19 protein-coding genes are annotated in these 19818 nt (G+C 73.1%); 4 read left to right on the top strand and 15 right to left on the bottom strand.

Annotated elements, in window-relative coordinates:
- Positions 1 to 60 precede the first annotated feature (60 nt).
- Positions 61 to 240: a hypothetical protein gene (locus AC5L34_RS05125; protein ID WP_357716943.1), complete on the bottom strand. Its 180-nt coding sequence runs from the start codon at positions 238 to 240 to the stop codon at positions 61 to 63.
- 325 nt (positions 241 to 565) lie between these two features.
- Here AC5L34_RS05125 and AC5L34_RS05120 point away from each other — a divergent pair, with 325 nt between their 5' ends.
- Entirely contained in the window at positions 566 to 2074 is a 1509-nt protein-coding gene (locus AC5L34_RS05120) for an FAD-dependent oxidoreductase (RefSeq protein WP_494823918.1), read from the top strand.
- 45 nt (positions 2075 to 2119) lie between these two features.
- Here AC5L34_RS05120 and AC5L34_RS05115 read toward each other — a convergent pair whose 3' ends face one another.
- The 7 genes from AC5L34_RS05115 to AC5L34_RS05085 all read right to left on the bottom strand — a co-directional run bounded on the left by AC5L34_RS05115 (position 2120) and on the right by AC5L34_RS05085 (position 9983).
- Positions 2120 to 3106 (bottom strand): helix-turn-helix domain-containing protein, encoded by a 987-nt coding sequence (locus AC5L34_RS05115; RefSeq protein WP_494823916.1) that lies wholly within the window; start codon positions 3104 to 3106, stop codon positions 2120 to 2122.
- A 923-nt stretch (positions 3107 to 4029) separates the two neighbouring features.
- On the bottom strand, positions 4030 to 5007 hold the full coding sequence (gene rfbB, locus AC5L34_RS05110; protein WP_494824190.1) for a dTDP-glucose 4,6-dehydratase: 978 nt from the start codon (positions 5005 to 5007) through the stop codon (positions 4030 to 4032).
- 5 nt (positions 5008 to 5012) lie between these two features.
- Positions 5013 to 5894 (bottom strand): glucose-1-phosphate thymidylyltransferase RfbA, encoded by an 882-nt coding sequence (gene rfbA / locus AC5L34_RS05105; protein ID WP_441173672.1) that lies wholly within the window; start codon positions 5892 to 5894, stop codon positions 5013 to 5015.
- 521 nt (positions 5895 to 6415) lie between these two features.
- Positions 6416 to 7672, bottom strand: coding sequence for an MFS transporter (locus AC5L34_RS05100; protein WP_494823914.1), 1257 nt, complete (start codon positions 7670 to 7672; stop codon positions 6416 to 6418).
- Positions 7672 to 9090 carry an FAD-dependent oxidoreductase gene (locus tag AC5L34_RS05095; RefSeq protein ID WP_494823912.1) on the bottom strand — a complete coding sequence of 473 codons (1419 nt, stop codon included), beginning with the start codon at positions 9088 to 9090 and terminating at the stop codon, positions 7672 to 7674. Before AC5L34_RS05095 ends, AC5L34_RS05100 begins: the two co-directional genes overlap by 1 nt.
- Before the next feature lie 72 nt (positions 9091 to 9162).
- The gene (locus AC5L34_RS05090) at positions 9163 to 9657 is read right to left on the bottom strand and encodes a GNAT family N-acetyltransferase (protein WP_494823910.1); all 495 of its coding nucleotides are present in this window, start codon (positions 9655 to 9657) and stop codon (positions 9163 to 9165) included.
- Complete coding sequence (locus tag AC5L34_RS05085; RefSeq protein WP_089003757.1) at positions 9657 to 9983, bottom strand: ArsR/SmtB family transcription factor; 327 nt, start codon at positions 9981 to 9983, stop codon at positions 9657 to 9659. Before AC5L34_RS05085 ends, AC5L34_RS05090 begins: the two co-directional genes overlap by 1 nt.
- Before the next feature lie 206 nt (positions 9984 to 10189).
- Between AC5L34_RS05085 and AC5L34_RS05080 the strand changes: the two genes are divergently transcribed.
- Positions 10190 to 10567: an ArsR/SmtB family transcription factor gene (locus AC5L34_RS05080; protein WP_441173668.1), complete on the top strand. Its 378-nt coding sequence runs from the start codon at positions 10190 to 10192 to the stop codon at positions 10565 to 10567.
- Here AC5L34_RS05080 and AC5L34_RS05075 read toward each other — a convergent pair.
- The gene (locus AC5L34_RS05075) at positions 10539 to 11648 is read right to left on the bottom strand and encodes a flavin-containing monooxygenase (protein WP_441173667.1); all 1110 of its coding nucleotides are present in this window, start codon (positions 11646 to 11648) and stop codon (positions 10539 to 10541) included. The genes AC5L34_RS05080 and AC5L34_RS05075 overlap by 29 nt on opposite strands.
- A gap of 62 nt (positions 11649 to 11710) precedes the next feature.
- On the opposite strand from AC5L34_RS05075, the gene AC5L34_RS05070 reads away from it, so the two are divergent.
- Both AC5L34_RS05070 and AC5L34_RS05065 read left to right on the top strand, forming a co-directional pair.
- Entirely contained in the window at positions 11711 to 12040 is a 330-nt protein-coding gene (locus AC5L34_RS05070) for an ArsR/SmtB family transcription factor (protein ID WP_363892475.1), read from the top strand.
- Between the two features lie 141 nt (positions 12041 to 12181).
- Positions 12182 to 12553, top strand: a complete 372-nt coding sequence (locus AC5L34_RS05065; protein ID WP_441174073.1) for an ArsR/SmtB family transcription factor — start codon at positions 12182 to 12184, stop codon at positions 12551 to 12553.
- Positions 12554 to 12575: 22 nt separating this feature from the next.
- Here AC5L34_RS05065 and cydC read toward each other — a convergent pair whose 3' ends face one another.
- From cydC to AC5L34_RS05035, 6 genes are read right to left on the bottom strand one after another with little or no spacing between them, the layout of a single operon-like run.
- The gene (gene cydC / locus AC5L34_RS05060; protein WP_441173665.1) at positions 12576 to 14321 is read right to left on the bottom strand and encodes a thiol reductant ABC exporter subunit CydC; all 1746 of its coding nucleotides are present in this window, start codon (positions 14319 to 14321) and stop codon (positions 12576 to 12578) included.
- Positions 14318 to 16042, bottom strand: a complete 1725-nt coding sequence (locus AC5L34_RS05055) for an ABC transporter ATP-binding protein/permease (protein ID WP_494823907.1) — start codon at positions 16040 to 16042, stop codon at positions 14318 to 14320. The genes cydC and AC5L34_RS05055 overlap by 4 nt, the downstream gene beginning before the upstream one ends.
- A complete protein-coding gene (locus AC5L34_RS05050; protein WP_494823905.1) occupies positions 16039 to 16836 on the bottom strand; it encodes an ABC transporter ATP-binding protein in 798 nt (265 codons plus the stop codon). Before AC5L34_RS05050 ends, AC5L34_RS05055 begins: the two co-directional genes overlap by 4 nt.
- On the bottom strand, positions 16833 to 17807 hold the full coding sequence (locus AC5L34_RS05045; protein ID WP_494823903.1) for a FecCD family ABC transporter permease: 975 nt from the start codon (positions 17805 to 17807) through the stop codon (positions 16833 to 16835). The genes AC5L34_RS05050 and AC5L34_RS05045 overlap by 4 nt, the downstream gene beginning before the upstream one ends.
- Positions 17804 to 18796, bottom strand: a complete 993-nt coding sequence (locus AC5L34_RS05040; RefSeq protein ID WP_494823901.1) for a FecCD family ABC transporter permease — start codon at positions 18794 to 18796, stop codon at positions 17804 to 17806. Before AC5L34_RS05040 ends, AC5L34_RS05045 begins: the two co-directional genes overlap by 4 nt.
- Positions 18793 to 19773, bottom strand: coding sequence for an ABC transporter substrate-binding protein (locus AC5L34_RS05035; RefSeq protein WP_441173660.1), 981 nt, complete (start codon positions 19771 to 19773; stop codon positions 18793 to 18795). Before AC5L34_RS05035 ends, AC5L34_RS05040 begins: the two co-directional genes overlap by 4 nt.
- Positions 19774 to 19818: the final 45 nt, after the last annotated feature.

Raw genomic sequence — 19818 nt, 5'->3', positions numbered from 1 at the left:
CGTCCTTCCAGTCGGGCGGGCGAGGCGCACAGGCGACCGACCGCACGTGGTGTCGTGCGGTCAGCTGATGACGGACTTCACGAACCGCAGGGTCGTCCGGACGTCCGGGTTGTCGGCGATCTCCCGCACCCGCTTCAGCTCCGGTACGCGGTCGATGACGAGGTCCCGCAGTGCCTTCAACTCGTTGGAGTTGACGCTCAGAGTGGTGGAACCGTCCTCGTTGTGAGTCAACTGGGGCATCTGTCCGTCCTCATCTCGCAGCCCACCCGACGGCGGGGGCGGTGACTGCGACCGCCGGTATGACGATGGTCCGAGGCCGACACCGGATTCACCTTCGAGAATGCGCTGGGGTGTGCCGGTCGCGCGGGGCGGCGGGGATTGGGCACGTTGGAGGAAGATCCGGCCGGACGCCCGGTGGTTGCATGAGCAGCACACGGCCGAGCCTCACGACACGGGCGGTGCGCACGGGCGATTCGGTGGCCCTGCTGCGGCTCGGCGCCGCGACGGTGGACGCGACCACGTCCACCCTCGCGAACCGGGCGACCCCACAGGAGGCATCGGAGCGATGGGCGACCAAGTTGGAGCAGGCACGGGCGACCGGGACGGCGGGCTGGTCGGTCGGTTGCTGGCCGCGATCCGGGGACGGCCGCCGGCGGCACCGACCCCCCGGCTGATCGGCGAGCGGGCCGTGGTGGCGGGCGGGAGCATCGCGGGCACCCTGGCCGCCCGCGTGTTGTCCGAGTGGTACCGCGAGGTCGTGGTGGTGGACCGGGACGAGGTGCTCGGCGCGGTCGGCCCACGGCGCGGCGCCTCGCACGCCGTGCACGCGCACGGCCTGCACGCCCGGGGGTACGGCATCCTCGCGGAGCTGTTTCCGAACCTGCTGGAGGACGCGCGGGAACTCGGTCTGCCGGTGCGCGACTTCGGTCTGATGCGGTGGTACTTCGACGGCCGGCCGATGTACCGCACGGAGACCGGCCTGCTGTCGATCGCCGGCAACCGCCCGGTCCTGGAGAACTACCTGCGTACGCGGGTGGCGGAGCTGCCGAACGTCACCTACCGGCAGTCCACGGAACTGCTCGGGCTGCTCTCCTCGCCCGACCGGAGCCGGGTCACCGGCGTACGGCTGGTGGAGCGGGGGGAGGGCAAGCAGGCGTTCGAGGTCGGGGCGGACCTGGTGGTGGACGCCACCGGCCGGGGTTCCCGCCTGCCGGTGTGGCTGGCCGAGCTGGGGTACGAGCGCCCGGCCGAGGAACGGATGACGATCGGCCTGGCCTACACCACCCGCACCTACCGCCGGGCGCCCGGCACGTTCGACGGCCCGATGGCGATCAACCCGGTGGCCTCGCCGGCCCATCCCCGGGGCGCCTTCTTCGGCCAGACCGCCACCGGGGACGTCCGGCTGTCACTGACCGGGATCCTCGGCGACCACCCGCCGACCGATCCGGACGGCTACCAGGAGTACGTCCGGTCGCTGCCGGTGCCCGACATCTACCAGGCGGTCGAGCACGCCGAGCCGACCAGCGCCCCGATGTCGTTCACGTTCCCCGCCAGCGTCTGGCGGCACTACGAGCGGCTGTCCCGGTTCCCCGCCGGCCTGGTCGTACTCGGTGACGCGGTGTGCAGCTTCAACCCGGTCTACGGGCAGGGGATGACGGCGGCGGCGATGCAGATCACCGCCCTGCGGCGGCACCTGGCCCGCGACGTCGCCGCCGACCCGCGCCCCTTCCTGCGGGACGTGGCCCGACTCATGATCGACCCCTGGCAGATCTCGACGCGGGGCGACCTGGACTTCCCGGGGGTGGTGGCGCCCCGTCCCCTGCGTACCCGGATCTACAACGCCTACCTGCGCCGGGTGCAGTACGCCAGCACGAAGGATCCGGAGGTCACCCGGGCGTACATGCGGTTCGCCGGCCTGATCGACCGTCCCCGGGAACTGTGGCGGCTCCGGCTGCTCGCCCGGGTGCTCTGGCTGTCGCGGGACATGCCGGCCCCGTCGGCGCGTACGCCTGCGGCACCTGCCCGGGAGCGGGTCGCCGCGGCCCCGGTCAAGGCCGACCGGGTCGACACGTAGGGGTGGCACGGCCCGGCCGACGGGACCTCGGCCGGGCCGTGAGCCTCACTGTTTGCCGCGGTCGCCGCCGTCCACCTCGTCGGTGGACTGCTGCGTCGGCCCTTCGGGTCGCGGCGGTGGCCACGGAAGGTACGGCCGGGTGTTCCGTCCCGGCCGGGACGGCCCCGGGGCCCGGGTCGGGGTGGGCCGGCTGGGCCGTACGCCGTCGGTCATGCGACGTGGCCGCGCGGAGACCACCAGCGAGCGACCGGCGCCCTCGCACCGGGCGTGGTCGCCCACCGGGCCGTACGGCTCGACGGTCGGCCCGCCGGCCCGCGCGTCGAGGAGCCCCTCGCCCGGGGGAGCGTCGGCGACGGCGTGCACCACCGGTGGGTCGAAGGCCTCGCGCGGACGGAGGACGAGGTCCACGGGCCGGGGCGGGGCGCCGCGCTGGACCACGACCGGCCCGTGGGCGCCGACGAGCAGGTCGCGGGGCGCGTCCGCGGCCGGGGGCGTGCCGGCGCCCGGGTCGACCGCGTGCGCCATCAGGTACCACTCGCCGGCCGGCACCTGGTCGAGGACGAACGGTCCCGGACCCGGCAGGAAGACCGAGCGCACCGGCTCGCCCTGTTGGATCCGGCTCGGGAAGAGCCCCAGGAAGATCCAGTGCGGACTGGTGCCCGGCGGCGTGCGCACCTCGCCGCGCAGCGCCGGGCCCGTGCCGGCGGGCGGGGGCGTGCACTGGTCGGTACGGGGCCGGGGCAGCACCCCGCCGAGCCGGCGGTAGTTGGTGGGTGAGGTGCCGACGCTGCTGCTGAAGCGGGTGCTGAACGTGCCGACGCTGGTGTAGCCGACCAGGTGACTGATCTCGGTGACGCTCAACGAGGTGGAGACGAGCAGGTACTTCGTCCGTTGCAGGCGCAGCGCGGAGAGGAAGCGCCCGGGGGAGACCCCGGTCATCCGGTGGAAGACCCGGCAGAAATGGAACTTGCTGAACCCGGCCGTGCGTGCCATTTCGTCCACGGTGAACTGCTCACCCACATCGCTGTGCATTTTCTCGATGACGCGCTGGATCGCTGTTCTGACGTGATCTTCCATCATGCCCCCAACGAGAGGAAATGTCGGCGAACAGGTCCCTGACGCTACCGTTGCGAGAGACCCTGTCGTTGGTAATGATTTGGATTTTGGTCATGAAAGGCCCGCCTCGCCATGCGCGAGTGCGGTCGGGTGACTGGTTGCCAATTGCCGAGTTGCGAAAACAATGTCCGCGCCTCAATGGGCCAACTCGATGCTATGTCAACGGAAAGTGGCGGTCAACGTTGCGGAAAGTAGTCGAATGACTGGTCCGCATATCAGACTCAGGCGGACTATTTCCGTGCGATTACCGCCCGCCTCGCGATGATTCATAGGGCTTTATGGCATTTGAGCCATAGCCTGCCTATGGTGGATCTGTAGACTATGGGAGAGTTGTCCCATTAGTACGGTTCGTCCGCTCTGCGTACGCCCAGGACGAGGGCGCCCGAGCGTCGCCAAAGGCGCCCTGACATCGGAGGTTGTCTTTGTATCACGTGCGTCGGGGCGTCCTCGCGGAGGATCGGCGGGGAGCGGCACGCGGCGCGAGGAACGGCGGATCATCCGAGGTGGGGACCGATGGCCGGCGCGAAGGGTGGAGCGTGCGACTCCGGGGCGGAGCGGAAGGCAGACCATTCACGGGGCCCTGTAATTGTTGTTACGGCCCTCCGCTGCGCGCGGCAGAAAGGGGGATCCGCCGGCGCGCCGAAGAGGGCGCGGACCGTCTTCCGGACGGGCGGCGGTCGGCACCCCGATGCGGAGAGCTGGCGGCGACTGAAATGTGTCGCGTTTGCGACAAGAGGCGGGCGCCGATGTGTGCCCGTAGCCCTTACGCGTCCGCCGGGGGGTGATCGGAGCGAAAGAGCGCCACGGGAATCGGCGCCCGCCTGGTCGGTGGTGCGGTTCTACTGATCCACGAGTGCGTAACCCGCCTCGGTGGAGATCTTGTCCTCCTGCCACCAGTCCCGGTTCGACCGGTACCAGTCGATGGTCGCCGCCAGACCGGCCCGGAAGTCCGCGTACTCCGGGGCCCACCCGAGCTCACTGCGCAGCTTCGTGCTGTCGTTGGCGTACCGCAGGTCGTGCCCGGCCCGGTCCCGGACGTGCTCGAAGTCGCCCGGATCCCTCCCCATGAGCTGGTTCACCAGTTCGACGACCTCCCGGTTGGTGCGGGTGTCGCCCGAGCCGATCAGGTACGTCTCGCCGATCCGGCCCCGGTCCAGGATCAGGTGCAGGGCCCGGTTGTGGTCGTCGACGTGCGTCCACTCGCGGACGTTGACCCCCTGGCCGTACAACCGGGGCCGCCGGCCCTCGATGATGTTGGTGACCTGCCGGGGGATGAACTTCTCCACGTGCTGGTAGGGGCCGTAGTTGTTGGCGCAGTTCGACAACGTCGCCGCCACCCCGTACGAACGCACCCACGCCCGGACCAGCATGTCCGAGGCCGCCTTGGTGGCCGCGTACGGGCTCGACGGGTTGTAGGGCGTCCCCTCGTGGAACAGCTCCGAGCCCTCCAGCGGCAGGTCGCCGAAGACCTCGTCGGTGGAGATGTGGTGCAGCCGTACGTCGTGCCGGCGCACCGCCTGGAGCAGCGCGTACGTCCCGATGATGTTGCTGTGCACGAACGCGTCGGCGTCCCGCAGCGAGTTGTCGACGTGCGACTCGGCCGCGAAGTGGACCACGATGTCGCTGTCGGCCACCAGCCGCTCGACCAGTTCCGCGTCGCAGACGTCGCCGTGCACGAACTCCACGTCCTCGGCGACGGACCGGTGACCGGCGTAGGTCAGCTTGTCGAGCACCTTGATGCGGTAGCCCGGGTGGTGCTCCAGGGTGTGTCGCACGAAGTTCGTACCGATGAAACCGGCTCCGCCGGTGACGAGCATCCTGGTCACACCAACGCCCCGAACTCCTCGGCGATGTCCATCACGTACCGACCGTAGTTCGAGCCCGACATTCCCGTGCCCAGCCGGTAGCACGTCTGCGCGTCGATGTAGCCCATCCGCAGCGCCGTCTCCTCGATGCAGGCGATGCGTACGCCCTGCCGCTCCTCCAGCGTCCGCACGTACTGGCTGGCCTGGAGCATCGCCTCCGGCGTCCCGGCGTCCAGCCAGGCGAAGCCGCGGCCGAGGTCGATGAGCTTGGCCCGGCCCGCCGCGACGTACGCCCGGTTGACGTCGGTGATCTCCAGTTCCCCCCGGGCCGACGGGCGCAGGTTCTTGGCGATGTCGACCACGTCGTTGTCGTAGAGGTACAGGCCGGTGATCGCGCGGTTGGAGTGCGGCCGGGACGGCTTCTCCTCGATGTCGACCAGCTTGCCGTGCTCGTCGGTCACGCCCACGCCGTGGCGTTCCGGATCCTTGACGGAGTAGCCGAAGAGCGTGCAACCCCGCAGGTCCCGGACCTCGTCGCGGAGCAGCTTCGAGAAGGCGGTGCCGTGGAAGATGTTGTCGCCCAGGACCAGGGCGCACTGGTCGTCGCCGATGTGGTCGGCGCCGAGCAGGAACGCCTCGGCGATCCCGCGCGGCTCCGGCTGCGCGACGTAGGTGAGGTCCAGGCCGAGGTGGGAGCCGTCCTTGAGCAGGGTCCGGAACTGCGGCAGGTCGGCGGCCTTGCCGATGATCAGGATCTCCCTGATGCCGGCGAGCATGAGGACCGAGAGCGGATAGTAGATCATCGGCTTGTCGCTGATGGGCAGCAGCTGCTTGGACACCGGGATGGTCAACGGATAGAGCCGCGTACCGGATCCTCCGGCCAGGACGATTCCCTTCACGGGCGAGCTGTCCTCCTCAACTGTGTCATGTCAGTGACGGTCGAACGGGCTGGACGACCTCGGGCGGAGCGGATGAGCTGGGCATCGACGGCCCGAACCCCGGGTGGTGAGTCCCATGGACCGGACTTCGTCGGCGGGCACGTCGCGGCGGCGCCGACCATGGACACACCCGGGCACCCGGTCGTGTCATGGCCTCGCGAGGACTGCGACCCGCACGTCCCGACGGCGAATCCCCGGCGTGCTGCCGGTCGTCGCCACCCGGGACGCGGTCGGTCGCGACTCCCCCGATCCCAGGACCTTGATCCTGAACGCTCGGACGAAGGTGCGCACCTTCTGAGTTGCCCGACGCGGTTCCGTTCTGCGCGCACCACGACGGCGGCTCACCCGAACGGACACGTCCGCCACCGTCTCGACGTGTCGCTGACCTGTCCATGGCCGTGCCCAGGCGAGGGAGCCGATGGCGGGAACGCGGCTGAGGCCCGGGCTGGCGGGTGGCGAGCCGGTGTCGCGCGGTTTCCGTCTCAGCCGGCCGGGGCGGGTGGTGTGGTGGTGGCGCGGGCGAGCATGCCGATGGCGGCGATGGCGCAGCATCCAGCGATGGCGGCGAGTAGCGGCACGTACCCCGCGGCGGTGTGTAGGAGGGTGGCCGCGGCGAGGGGCGCGGCGGCTCTGGCGATGGTGACGGGGGCGGTGAGTCGCCCGGCGATGGTGGCGTAGGCGGTGGTGCCGTACCGGTCGGCGAGCAGGGCGGGAGTGGCGAGGCTGGTGATGCCGAAGCCGAGTCCGAAGCCGACGACGGTCGCGGTGGCGCCGGTGCGGGTGTCGGCGAACAGGGGCATCGCGAGGACGGCGGCGGCCTGGATGGCGAAGACGGCGGCGACGATGGTGGTGACCCGCAGGTGTCGGCGGGCGGCGGTGAGGACGAGCCTGCCGGTGACGGACAGGACGCCGAGTAGGCCGACGGCGGTGGCGGCGAAGGTGGTGGGGTGTCCACGGCTGACGAGGTAGCCGATGAGGTGCACGGTCATGGTGCTGGTGGCGGCGCCGTGGGCGACGAGGCTGCCGGCGAGGATCCAGAACCGGGCGTCGCGCATCGCGGCGGTGGCGACCGCGCGCCGCTGGGCGTGCCCGGTGCGCGTGGTGCTGGCGGGTGCCGTCGTCGCTGTCGGCGCACGGCGGACGGCGAGCGCGTGCAGGGGCACGGTGAGCAGGCCGTGGATGGCGGCGAGTACGAGCAGCGTGTCGCGCCAGCCGAGGTGTGCCTCGAGCAGGCCGGTCAGGGGCATGAAGATGGTGCTGGCGAACCCGGCCACGACCGTCACCGCCAGCAGCGCCGTGGTGCGTCGGTCAGGGGTGAACCAGGAGACGATGACGGCGAAGGCGGGTTCGTAGAGGACCATCGCGCTCGTGATCCCGATGCCGGTCATGACGGCGTAGAGCTGGCTGATGGTGTGGACCTGCGACCAGGCCACGAGCAGGGCGGTCGCGGCGAGCGAACCAGCGGTCATGAGCGCACGTCCGCCGTGGTGGTCGAGCCACCGGCCGACGGGGATGGCCGTGAGGGCGCCGGCGAGGACGGAGGCGGTCAGCGCGCCGGTGACGGCGGTGGTGGAGACGCCGAGGGTGGAGGCCATCGGGGCCAGCAGGACCGCGTAGGCGTAGTAGAGGACGCCGTAGCCGACGGTCGAGGTGACGGCGAGAGCGGCGACGATCCGCCAGCCATGGGCGTGGTGCCCGCCGACCGTGGGGCCGGCGGGCACTGTCGTGGTGGCGGGCATCAGCTGCCGCAGCAGCCGCCAGCCTGACCGCCAGCGGGTGCGGCGTCGAGGGTGACCAGTTGCAACGGTGCGGCCAGTAGCCCACCGGAGACGCCGGTGGCCAGCCCTCGTCCCGCCGGCTCGGCGTCCCGGGCTGGCCCACAGCAGCTGTCGCTGGTCGCCGAGTCGTCGGGGTTGCTGTTGCATACGCCGGTTTCGGGCAGGTCGAGCTGGACGTCGCGGGCTGCCCGCCAGTCACCGGCGAGGGCGGCGACGACGGAGCGGACCTGCTCGTAGCCGGTGGCCATGAGGAAGGTGGGGGCCCGGCCGTAGCTCTTCATGCCGACGGCGTAGTAGCCGGGCTCGGGGTGGGACAGTTCGTCCACGCCGTGCGGGGGGACGGTGCCGCAGGAGTGCTCGTTCGGGTCGATCAGTGGGGCGAGGGCGCGGGTGGCGCCCATGACCGGGTCGAGGTCGAGCCGCAGTTCGGCGGCGATGGAGTGGTCGGGGCGGAAGCCGGTGGCCGCGACGACGCGGTCCACGGTGACCGGTTCCTCGCTGCCGTCGGCGTGCCGGACGAGCACGGTGACGCGGTCGTCGGTCGGGGTGAGGGCGTGCACGGAGAAACCGGTGAGCAGCCGGATGCGGCCGGCGTCGACGTGCGTGCGCAGCCGCGAGCCGAGCGCGCCGCGCGCCGGCAGGGCATCTGCGTCCCCGCCGCCGTAGGTGCGCGCCGGCGAGGAGGATCGGATCGCCCAGGTCACCTCGGTGCCCGGCTGTTCGGCGGCCAGATCGGCGAGGGACAGCAGGGTGTTCGCGGCGGAGTGACCGGCGCCGACGACGAGGGTGTGCCGGCCCGCGAACCGGTCCCGGTCGGCGCCGAGGACGTCCGGCAGCGCGTGCTCCAGGTACCTGGCCGCGTCGCGCTCGCCGCGGGCGGGCAGACCGGAGGCACCGAGGACGTTCGGGGTGCCCCAGGTGCCGGAGGCGTCGACGACCGCCCGGGCCAGGACCTCCTCGCCGTCGGCGAGGCGGACGAGGAACGGGGTGGTGTCGCGGCCGGCGGTGCGCAGCCGGTCCAGGCCCAGTCGGCTGATCGCCTCGACTCGGGTGCCGTAGCGCAGGTGCGGCTTGAGAGCCGGCAGCTCCGCGAGGGGCTGGAGGTAGGCGGTGACGAGTTCGGCGCCGGTGGGCAGGGCCTCGATGTCGGGGGCGACCCAGCCCGCGTCGTCGAGGAGCCGGCGGGCGGCCGGATCGATGTTGTACCGCCATGGGGAGAACACCCGCACGTGCCCCCACTGTCGCACCGCCGCGCCCGGGGTGTCGCCGGCTTCGAGGACGGTGAAGGCGATGCCGCGTTCGTACAGGTGCGCGGCGGCGGCCAGACCGACCGGGCCGGCGCCGATCACCACGACGGGCAGTTCGGTCAGCGTGCTCATCAGGTAACTCCTCTGTCTTGAAGACTGTCGAATCAGTTGGGCGGACGGGCGCTCTGCCCGGGCTGGGGTTGGTCAGGTGATGGCGGGGCTGCGTCGTTCGAGCAGGACGACGTCGCGCCATCGGCCATGGTGGCGCCCGACGCGTTCGCGGGTGCCGACGATCCGGAAGCCGGCCCGCCGGTGCAGGGCGAGGCTGGCGGCGTTCTCGGGGAAGACGCCGGACTGGATGGTCCAGATGCCGGCGGCTTCGGTGGAGGCGATCACCGCATCGAGGAGCAGCCGCCCGGCGCCTCGGCCCTGGGCGGCGGGGTCGACGTACACGGAGTGCTCCACCACGCCGGCGTAGACGGCGCGCGTCGAGGTGGGCGAGACGGCGATCCAGCCGAGGAGGTCGTCGCCGTCGACGGCCACGAAGCGGTGCGCGGGCAGCTTCGCGGCGTCGAACCTCGCCCAGGTGGGTGCGTCGGTCTCGAAGCTGGCCTGTCCGTCGTCGAGGCCCGCCTGGTAGATGGTGAGGACCCGCTCGGCGTCGCCTGCCGCCATGGGGCGGACGGTGATGTCGGTCATCAGCAGGCTCCGTTCGGGTGAGGAGCGGGTCGGCCCATGACGACGTCGGCGGCGGAGGGGAAGCAGCCGACGCAGGCGTCGTTGATGCGGTAGTGCCGGGCCGTGCCGACCGGGTCGACGAGGACGAACCGCACCTCGGTGAGGATCTTCAGGTGCTGGGAGACGGTGGACTGGGCCAGGCCGACGGCGGCGACGATCTCTCCCACGCTCATCGGCCTGGCGTGGCGGGCGAGGTACTCGACGATCTGCACCCTGGTCGGGTCCGCGAGAGCCCGGAACCACGACGCGTATCGCTGTGCGGTCGCCCGTTCGAGTAGCTCGTCCACACCCGTCCGCCTCCTTCTATCGTCTATCGCCGATTGACGATGAAGTGTAGCGGGTGCGGAGGCGGCCGGCGCAGGGGTCGCAGAGCCGCACTCCCGCCGACCGCCGAGCCGTGCCGGGCATGAGGATCCCTCTTCCGTGGCGCCTGTCTCGACGTTTGTCGAATCAGAGAGTTGCACGCTGATTAGACGTCTGTCAACCTAGAGGAATGTCAAAGCAGCCGGCGTCGCTTCCCGTCATCGACCTCACCGCCGACACGCCGTGCTGCCCACCGCTGGCGCAGCGCCGGGTGCCGGCCGAGACCGCCGCTGTCCTCGCGCCGGCGTTCAAGGCGCTCGGTGATCCGGTGCGCCTGCAGTTGGTGTCGATGATCGCTTCGGCCGAGGGCGGGGAGGCCTGTGTCTGTGACCTGACCCCCGCGTTCGACCTGACCGGGCCGACCATCTCGCATCACCTCAGGACGCTGCGCGAGGCGGGCCTCGTCGATGCCGAGCGGCGGGGCACCTGGGTGTACTACCGGGCCCGGCCCGCCATCCTGCGCCAACTCGCCGCACTGCTCACCGTCGAACCGGCCGCCGACGCTTGAGCCACGGTCGGCGCCCCGCACCGCGCAGGCCCTCGGCCACGGCGGCGACGACGTACGCGGCGTCGCGGCCGACGCCGCGCAGGGTGTTCGACGAGAACGACCGTTGAAACTCCAACCCCAGGTAGACCAGCCCGGGATGGGTGGTGGAGACCCCGCTGATCTGCCGGGGCGTGCCGTTGGGCGTGAGGGCTCCGAGCGTGGCGAGATAGCCGAGGTTCGGGCGGTAGCCGGTCGCGAAGATGACCGCGTCGACCGGCTCGGTTGCGCCGTCGGGCCAGCGGACGCCGTCGGGGGTGAAGGCGGTGAACATGTCCCGCCGGGGGAGCAGGCCGGAGGCGATGGCGTCGCGGTATGCGCCGGTGTCGAGCACGGCGGCGTGACGGACCAGGCGGGTGAGCGCCGGGCGCGGAAGGCGGTCCGCCCCCGTGACGTGGAGCCAGTGATGCAGGTCCCGGCCGCGGATGCGCTGGGGCACGAACCGGACCGGCGCCCGGGTCGCCAGCGTGACCCTCGCGAGCGGTGCCAGTTCGTGGGCGACCTGGACGGCGGAGTTGCCGGCGCCGACCACGACGACCCGCTTGCCGGCATAAGGCTCGGGCCGCCGGTAGTGCGCGACGTGCCGCACCTCGCCGGTGTAGTCGACGCGGCCGGGCAGCTCCGGCAGGTGCGGGTTTGCGAAGGAGCCGCTGGCGGCGACCACGCCCGCCGCCGCGATCTCGTCACCAGCGCGGGTGTGCACCAGGTAGCCGCCGCCCGGGCGTTGCCGCACGGCGGTGACACCGACGCCGGTACGGATGTCGGCATCGATGTCGCGGGCGTAGCGGCGCAGGTAGCAGACGACCTCGCCGCGCGTCGGGTAGCGGTCCGGATCCCTCTCGTCGAACGCCCTGCCGGGCAGTGCGCTGTAGCGCGCCGGGGAGAACAGGGTGAGGCTGTCGTAGTAGTCCGGCCACGAGCCGACCGGCTCCTCCCCCGCTTCGAGTACGACCGGGCGCAGACGTGCGGACAGGGCGGCACGAGCGGCGGCGAGGCCGGACTGGCCGCCGCCCACGATGATCACAGGTTCCGAGGAGGCGCTCACCTCGTCATCATATTGTCATTTCGTTGAATGACAATATGATGACAGTGCGGGAGGGTGGAGCCATGGACCACTCGACACCCGCAGCCGAGGCGCGAAGCGCCGGGCCGACCGGGTTGGGTTCGGACACCCAGGAGTTCCTGAAGGCACTGGGTAGCCCGACGCGACAGCGGATCATGATGCTGTTCGCGCGGGGCGCCGAGCTGTCGGTCGGGGAGGTGGCCGAGCTTGCGGGCATCAGTCAGGCCACGGCGTCGCAGCAGTTGACCCTGCTGCGCCGGGGGCGCGTGGTCACCTCGCGCCGCGAAGGCAAGACCGTGTACTACCGGGCCGACCGCGACGGCGCAGTCGCGGCGCTGGCCGAGCTCCAGTCGTACCTGATGACCTGCTGCTGACGACGCCGTCCGCTCTCCGGCTGGCCGTACCTTGTGCACCCGGGGGAGCCGCCGCGCCGCGACCCTTGTTGTTCGCCTCCCAGGGAACTTGTCGTGATCCAGCCCTCGTTTGACCGGCCTATGGGTGGTGTTGCTGCAACGATGCAAGACGTGGGAACTGCGAAGACTACGACGCCTGCCATGTCGCCCCTTGCCGGCGAGCCGATCAAGCGTGCCGATGCCGAGCGGCTCGCGGGAGTGCTGAAGGCGTTCGCCGACCCGGCCCGCCTGCGACTGCTCAGCCTGATCCAGTCGTCGCCGGAGGGCGAGGCGTCCGTGACCGACCTCACCGCGCCGCTCGGTCTCTCCCAGCCCACCGTGAGTCACCACCTTCGGATCCTCACCGAGGCCGGTCTGCTCGAGCGTGAGAAGCGTGGCGTCTGGGCGTACTACCGCCTGGTGCCGTCCGCGATCGCCGCGATCGCGGACCTGTTGACGCCACCCCGCAAGCGGGCGGCGAAGAAGGCCCGCTGACTGGCACCGTCTGAGCTACGGCTCAGCCTCCCCCGCCCCGGACCGCAGCGGCGAGTGCTCCCCGGCTGCGAAGCTGCTCAGGGGCGTCGTCGGCGACGACCCGCCCGCCGTCGAGGACGACGACCCGGTCGGCGCGCATGATGGTGGCGAGGCGGTGGGCGATCACCAGGGTGGCCCGGCCGTCTCCGGTGGACTCCAGGGCGGCGGCCAGGTCCGCCTCGGTCGCGGCGTCCAGGTTGGCGGCGGCCTCGTCGAGGACGAGCACCCGTGCGCCGGTGATCAGGGCCCGGGCGACGGCGACCCGGGCCCGTTGACCGCCGGACAGTGCCGCCCCCCGCTCGCCGGCCGGCGTGTCCGGACCGGCCGGTAGCGCGTCGAGGAACGGTGTGAGCTGGGCGGCGCCGGCTGCGGCACGAACCTCCGTGTCGGTGGCGTCCGGTCGGCCCAACCGGATGTTGTCGGCGATCGAGCCGGGGAACAGGTGGACGTCCTGCGGCACCACGGTGACCGTGCGCCGCAGGTCGGCGTCGCCGAGGTCGCGCAGGTCCACGCCGCCGACGGTGATCTGTCCGGCGCTCGGGTCGTGGTGGCGCAGCAGCAGGTGCGCACACGTGGACTTGCCCACCCCGGAGGCGCCCACCAGCGCGACCGTCTCACCGGGCCGAACGGTGAACGACACGCCCCGCAGCACCGGCCGGTCCGGCAGGTACCCGAAGTGCACGTCGTCGAAGACCACGTCGCCGCTCGTGGGTGCGGGTACGGGTCGAGCCGGTGCCGGGACCGGCGAGGGTGCCTGGAGCAGGGCGTCGATCCGGTCGGCTGCGGCGCGCAGGGTGCCGGCCTCCTTGAGCAGGAGGGCCAGCTGACTGGCCGGGCCGAGGACCGCCCCGGCGAGGACCAGCGCCACCGGGCCGGCGGCGACGTCGAGCCGCCCCGCGCGTACGCCGTCGAGAACCACCAGCACCGCGCCGATGCCGGCGGCGGCGACCAGCGCGTCGATCAGCGCGGTCTCCAGGCCGGCGCGGGCGGCGTTGCGCCGCTGGACCCGCCCGAGCCGCCGGGTACGGGCGGCGAGGTGGGCGCGGCGCCGCTCCAGCGCTCCGAAGACGGTCAGCTCGCGCAGGCCGTGCACGGTGTCGACGATGTCGGCGGTCAGTTCGGCGGTGGCGACGCGAACCTGGGCGCCGTGCCGGTCGGCGTGCCGGCGCAGCAGCCAGGGGGTCACTGCGATCAGAGCCGCGGCGGGCAGCACCACGGCGGGTAGCCAGGGGTCGATCCAGGCCGCCAGCGCGGTGCCCGCGGTGAGGACGACGGTGGCGGTGAGCAGTTGCGCGATGGTGTGCGCGAACAGCCACTCCAGGGTCTCGATGTCGGACAGCGCGACGGTCGCCAGGTCGCCGGAGCGACGTCCGCCGAGGCCGCCGGGGGCGATCCGGGTGATGGCGTCGTAGACCCGGGTGCGCAGGTCGGCGAGGATGCGGTAGGCGAGGTCGTGGGAGACGTACATCTCCCACCAGGTCGCCACGGTGACGATCGCGACCAACGCGCCGAGGACCGCCGTGACCACACCGACCGGGGTGGGGACCCCTGCCACGGCCCGACCCACCAGGGTGGCGCCGAGCACCGCCGCGGCCAGCCCGGCGAGCTGCCCGAGGAGATTCGCCGCCAGGGTGCCCCGGAACGCGCGGGGATGCCCGGCGATCGCCGGCAGCAGCCGGCGCAGCGCCCCGGCACGTCGACCGTCGGTCGGCCGGTCCGGCGCGGTCATCCGGCCGCCTCCTGCGCGGCGACCAGGTCGGCGTACGCGGGGCAGGACGCCAGCAGGTGCTCGTGGCGGCCCGTGGCGACGACCCGGCCGCGTTCCAGCAGCACGATCCGGTCGGCGTGCCGCACCGCGTCGAGCCGGTGGGCGATGATCAGGCAGGTCTTCCCCCTGGCGGCCGTGGCCAGGGCGTCGAGGATCTCGGTCTCCTGCCGTACGTCGACGGCGGAGGTCGCCTCGTCGAGGATGAGCACCGGCGTGTCGGCGAGCAGCGCCCGGGCGATGGCCAGCCGTTGCCGTTGCCCACCGGAGAGGGACCCGCCGCGTTCGCCGACCTGGCTCGCGTACCCCTGCGGCAGCGCCCGGATGAAGTCGTGCGCGCCGGCGGCGCGGGCGGCGGCCACCAGGTCCGCGTCGGTGGCGTCCGGGCGGGCCAACCGCAGGTTGTCCGCCACCGAACCGTGGAACAGGTACGTCTCCTGGGCGACCACGGTGACCGCGCGGCGCAGCGCCTCCCGAGTGAGATCGCGCAGGTCGGTCCCGTCGACGGTGATGCGACCGGCGTCCGGATCCAGGTGCCGCAGCAGCAGGTTGGCCAGGGTGGACTTGCCGGCGCCGGAGCGGCCGACGACCGCGACGGTCTCACCGGGGCCCAGCCGCAGGGTCACGTCCCGTAGCGCCGGTTCGGGCCGGCCGGAGTAGTGGTGGCCGACCGCGTCGAAGACCACGGCCGGTACGTGGTCGAACCGGCGGTCCACCTCTCCCCGGTGCACGACGCCGGCCGGGGCGTGGAGCAGCTCGCTCAGGCCGTCGACCGCGGTGACGCCGAGGTAGCCGGCGTGCCAGTGCGCGCCCAGGTCGCGTACGGGCCGGAAGCACTCCACCGAGACGAGCAGCACCAGGAACACGGCAGCCGCGTCGGCCCGCCCGGCGTACGCGGCGACCGCCGCGGCCACGGCCGCGGCGGCGAGACCGGCCTGGATCAGCAGGGCGCTGACTCCGCTCTCGATCAGCGACAGGCGCAGCTGCGCCATGGTGGTGGTGTGCAGGTCGTGGGTGCGTCCCAGGATCCGGTCCCGCATCCGGTCGACCGCGCCGAACGCGCGCAGCGTCGCCGCGCCCTGGAGGGTGTCGAGGAAGTCGGCGGCGAGCGCGGTGAACGCCGCCCACCGGCCGCGCCCGCGACGTAGCAGGGTGGCGTCCCAGACACGGGGGACGGTCAGCACCAGCACCACGGCCGTGCCGAGCAGCGTGGCGGCGACCGGCTGCACGGTGGCGAGCCAGGCCACCAGGGCGGTCGGCACGGTGATGGTGACCAGCACCTGCGGCAGGTACCGGCGGTAGTAGGCGTCGAGCCCCTCCACGCCGTCGACGAGGGTGGCCTGGGTGCGGCCGGTGCGGGATCCGGCGAGCCACGCCGGGCCCAGCTCGGTGAGCCGGGCGACCAGCCGGTCGCGCAGCCGCGCCCGGATCCGGGCGCCGGCGGCGGCGCCGGCGACCTCGCGGCACCAGAGCAGCGCCGCCCGCACCACGATCACCCCGAGCGCGCCGGCCAGCAGGGTGGTGGCGGCGGCGAGGTCCCGCCGGGCCGTCGCCGCCAGCGCGCCGGCGACCAGCAGCGCCTGACCGACGTACGCGGCCGACACGGCCATGCCCAGCGCCGCGCACCCGACGACCGGTCCGGTGACGGCACCGGCCAGCCGGACCAGTTCCCGGTGGACGATCACCGGCCCGCCAACGGCTCGTCGGCCAGCGCGCGGACCGTGCCGGTGTGCGCGTCGGCGAGCACCCGCCCGCGTACGCCGAACACGTCGGCGAGCAGCGCCGGCGTGACCACCTCCGCCGGCGACCCGTCGGCGGCGACGCGGCCGCCGGCGAGCGCCACCACACGGTCGGTGAACCGGGCGGCGTGGTCCAGCTCGTGCAGCACGGTCACCACGGTCAGACCCCGCTCGGCGTGCAGCCGGCGTACCAGCGACAGCACCTCCAACTGGTGGCGGACGTCGAGGAAGGTGGTCGGCTCGTCCAGCAGCAGCACCGGGGTGCGTTGGGCCAGGGCGAGCGCGAGCCGGACCCGCTGCCGCTCTCCGCCGCTGAGCGTGTCGACCTGCCGGTCGGCCAGCCCGGTCACGCCGGTCGCGGCGAGCGCGGCGGTCGCCTCGGCGTCCTCGGGCCGCCAGAGCATGCCCAGTGGCCCCCGGTGCGGGTAGCGGCCCTGCGCGACGAGCTGCCGGACGGTCAGCCCGGGTACCGGCGGCAACTGCTGGTGCAGGACCGCCACCTGCCGGGCGACGTCCCGCCGCCGCTGCCCGTACGCCGGGCGACCGTGCAGCAGCACCCGGCCGCTCTCGGGCTGGTCGGAACCGGTGAGCAGCCGCAGCAGGGTGGACTTGCCGCAGCCGTTGCGCCCGACGAGCGCGACGGACTCGCCGGCCCGGACGGTCAGCGACACCCCGTCGAGCACGACCCGGTCGCGGTAGCGGTAGCGGGCCTGCTCGACGGTGAAGACCGGTGCGGTCACGACACCTCCACGTGCGGGGAACGACGGGCGACGACGACCAGCGCCGCCGCCCCGAGCAGGGCGGTGACCGCCCCGGCGGGCACCCCGAGCCGCTGCCCCGCCGACCCGGACTGCACCAGCACGGTCAGCGCCTGGGCCACCGCGTCCGCGCCGACGACCGTGATGGCCCCGAGCAGGGCGGCGGCGGGCAGCGCCCGGCGCAGGTCGGCTCCGCAGAGGGCGCGGGCGACGTGCGGGACGACCAGCCCGACGAAGGCCAGCGCGCCGGCCAGCGCGACCGCGCCGGCGGCCAGCGCCACCGCCAGGGCCAGGCCCAGGGCACGTATCGGCCGAGGCGACAGCCCGAGCGCGGCGGCATGCCCGTCACCGGCCGCCAGCATGCCCAGCCCGGCGGAGCACAGCCAGGCCAGCACCAGCGCCGTGGCCAGCCACGGCCAGGCGATGGACACATGCGCCCAGACCCGCCCGTCCACGGAGCCGACGAGCCAGCGCAGCGCGTTGCCGAACCGGCCCGGTTGGTACGCCAGCAGCAGCGTGGTGAGCCCGGCCAGGGCCGCCGAGCCGAGCAGCCCGTACGCCGCGACCTGTGCCGGGGAGCCGTCGCGGGCCAGCACCCACATCAGCGAGCCGCCGACGGCCCCGCCGAGCAGCGCCGCGACCAGCGCCCCGGCGGCCGAGTCGGCCGGAACCAGGCCGAGCTGGATGCCGCCGAGCACCCCCAGCACCGCACCGGGATTGACCCCGGCCAACTCCGGTGCGGCCAGCGGATTGCGCAGCACCGCCTGCAACAGCAGCCCGGCCGCGCCGAGCCCGGTGCCCGCGAGCAGCGCGGTGACCAGTCGGGGCAGCCGCAACTCGACGAGGATCCGCTGTTCCAACGGATCCAGCTGCGGCCAGTCGATGCCCCGCCCGACGGCGAGTTCGGCGGCCGTCGCGACGATCAGCGCCGCACCCGCCCACCACCACCTCACGACGCGCCCCGACGACGGAGCAGGACCAGGCCGGACAGGATGCCGACGGCGGCGGTCCACGCACCCAACGGGGTCTCGGCCGGTGCGAACGCGTGCCGGGCGGCCAGGTCGGCGACGGTGGTGAACAGCGCGCCGAACGCCGCCGCCCAGGGCAGCAGGGCCCGGGCGTCCGCGTCCGGGCGTACCCGCCGGGCCACGTGCGGGGCGACGAACCCGATCCAGGCGATCGGACCGCACGGGCCGACGACCACGGCGACCAGGACGGCGGCGAGCCCGAGCACCGCGACGCGTGCCCGCCCGACGTGCAACCCGAGGGCGCCGGCCGCCTCGTCGCCGAGGCGCAGCACACCGAGCGCGGGCAGGACCGCCACGACCAGCGGCCCGCAGAGCAACAGCCACGGCAGAGTGAGCCGGGCATGGTCCCAGGTGATCCCGGTGAGGCTGCCCACCAGGTAACGGAAGAGCGTGTCGTACTGGAGCCGGTCGGCGGCGGCCATCACCGCCAGCAGCACCGCCTGCAACGCGGTCGACATCGCCGCGCCGATGAGCAGGACCGCACCGGGACCACGGCCGGTACCGGCCGCGGCCAGGCAGAGCGCCCCGCCGCCGAGGGCCCCGGCCAGGGCCACCACGGGCTGCGCCGCCGCCGGAACCGGAAGCGCCCACACCACCACCACGGCGGCGGCGAGCGCGCCGCCGGTGGAGACGCCGAGCAGCTCGGGTACGGCCAGCGGATTGCGCAGCGCGGCCTGCATGAGCAGCCCGGCCACCCCGACCGCCGCCCCGCCGAGCAACGCCAGCAGCAGCCGGGGCGTCCGCAGTTCCCAGAGCACCACCCGGGCGACCTCGGCATCGGCAGGCAGGGCAAGAGCAAGGGTCAGCAGGATCGCCGCCGCCAGGGTGGTCGGCAACGCGACCGCCGCCGGCCACCGCGGAACCGTCCGGGCCGGTGTGAGCGCCGCGCCGGTGGCCGTTGCCGGCGCCGTCACGCCGTGGCCTTGGCGACCGCCTCGTCGAGGATCAGGCCCAACGCCCGGGTGCCACGGCCCGACGCCCACAGTTCTGCGGGAACCTCGTGGGCGCGGCCCTCGCGTACCGCGGTGATCCGCTTCCACACCGGGTTCTCGGCGTACTGGGCGGTGACGGTCCTGGCGTCCGGGCCGAAGGTGAACGACTGGATGAACACGATGTCCGGGTCCCGCGTCAGGATCTCCTCCACGCTGTACGCCTGGGCGGTGTCGAAGCCCCCGCCCTTGCTCGGCCACGGGTAGTCGAAGACCTGGGAGAGCAGGTGACCGAGCAGGTCGTCGGAGGTGTTCACGCCGATCGACGTGCCCCCGTACATCGCCAGCGCGGTCGTCTTCCGCAGGCCGCGCTGGTCGGCCGCGGCCCGGGCCGCGGCGAGCCGGTCCCGGAACCTCTGCTCCGCACCCGCCTGTTGCGCGCCCCGGTCGGTGAGCGTGGCGATGTCGCGCAGGTAGCGCACCGAGTCCTCGTAGGTCTTCACCTCCACCAGCCACAGCGGCGCGAACTTCTCGATCGCGGGCCGCAGCTGGTCGTGTACGCCGGCCAGGCCGATGACCAGATCGGCCCGCGTGGCGGCGATCGACGCGACGTCCTCGTTGCCGAAGGTGCCGGGCAGCGCCGGCACCGCCGCACCGGCGGCACCGAGGTAGTCCGGGCGGGTGAGGAGCTTGGGTGTGGTCGTCGCCGCGGGGGTGAGGCCGAGTTCGACCAGGGCGTCGTCGCACAACCCCGTGAGGCAGACGATCCGCTCCGGCTTCGCCTTGAGCGTGACGGCGGCGCCCTTGACGTCGGTGACGCTGAGCCGGTGCGTGACCGGCTCGACGGGCGGCGCGGAAGGGACGTCCGGCGTGGTGGCGGGAGCGGGGTCGGCGCTGCCGCAGCCCGTCAGGACTGCTGCGGCGACGAGGAGGGCGGCGAGGGCGTTGCGATGACGTGTCACGGCCTGCACTTCCGATAGCGAGTTGACCGGCAGACGATAATGGTT

It is taken from the genome of Micromonospora sp. ZG13, assembly GCF_059359355.1.
Note: the sequence above shows the minus strand (reverse complement) of the source record. Positions and strands in the feature narration are given on the sequence as shown.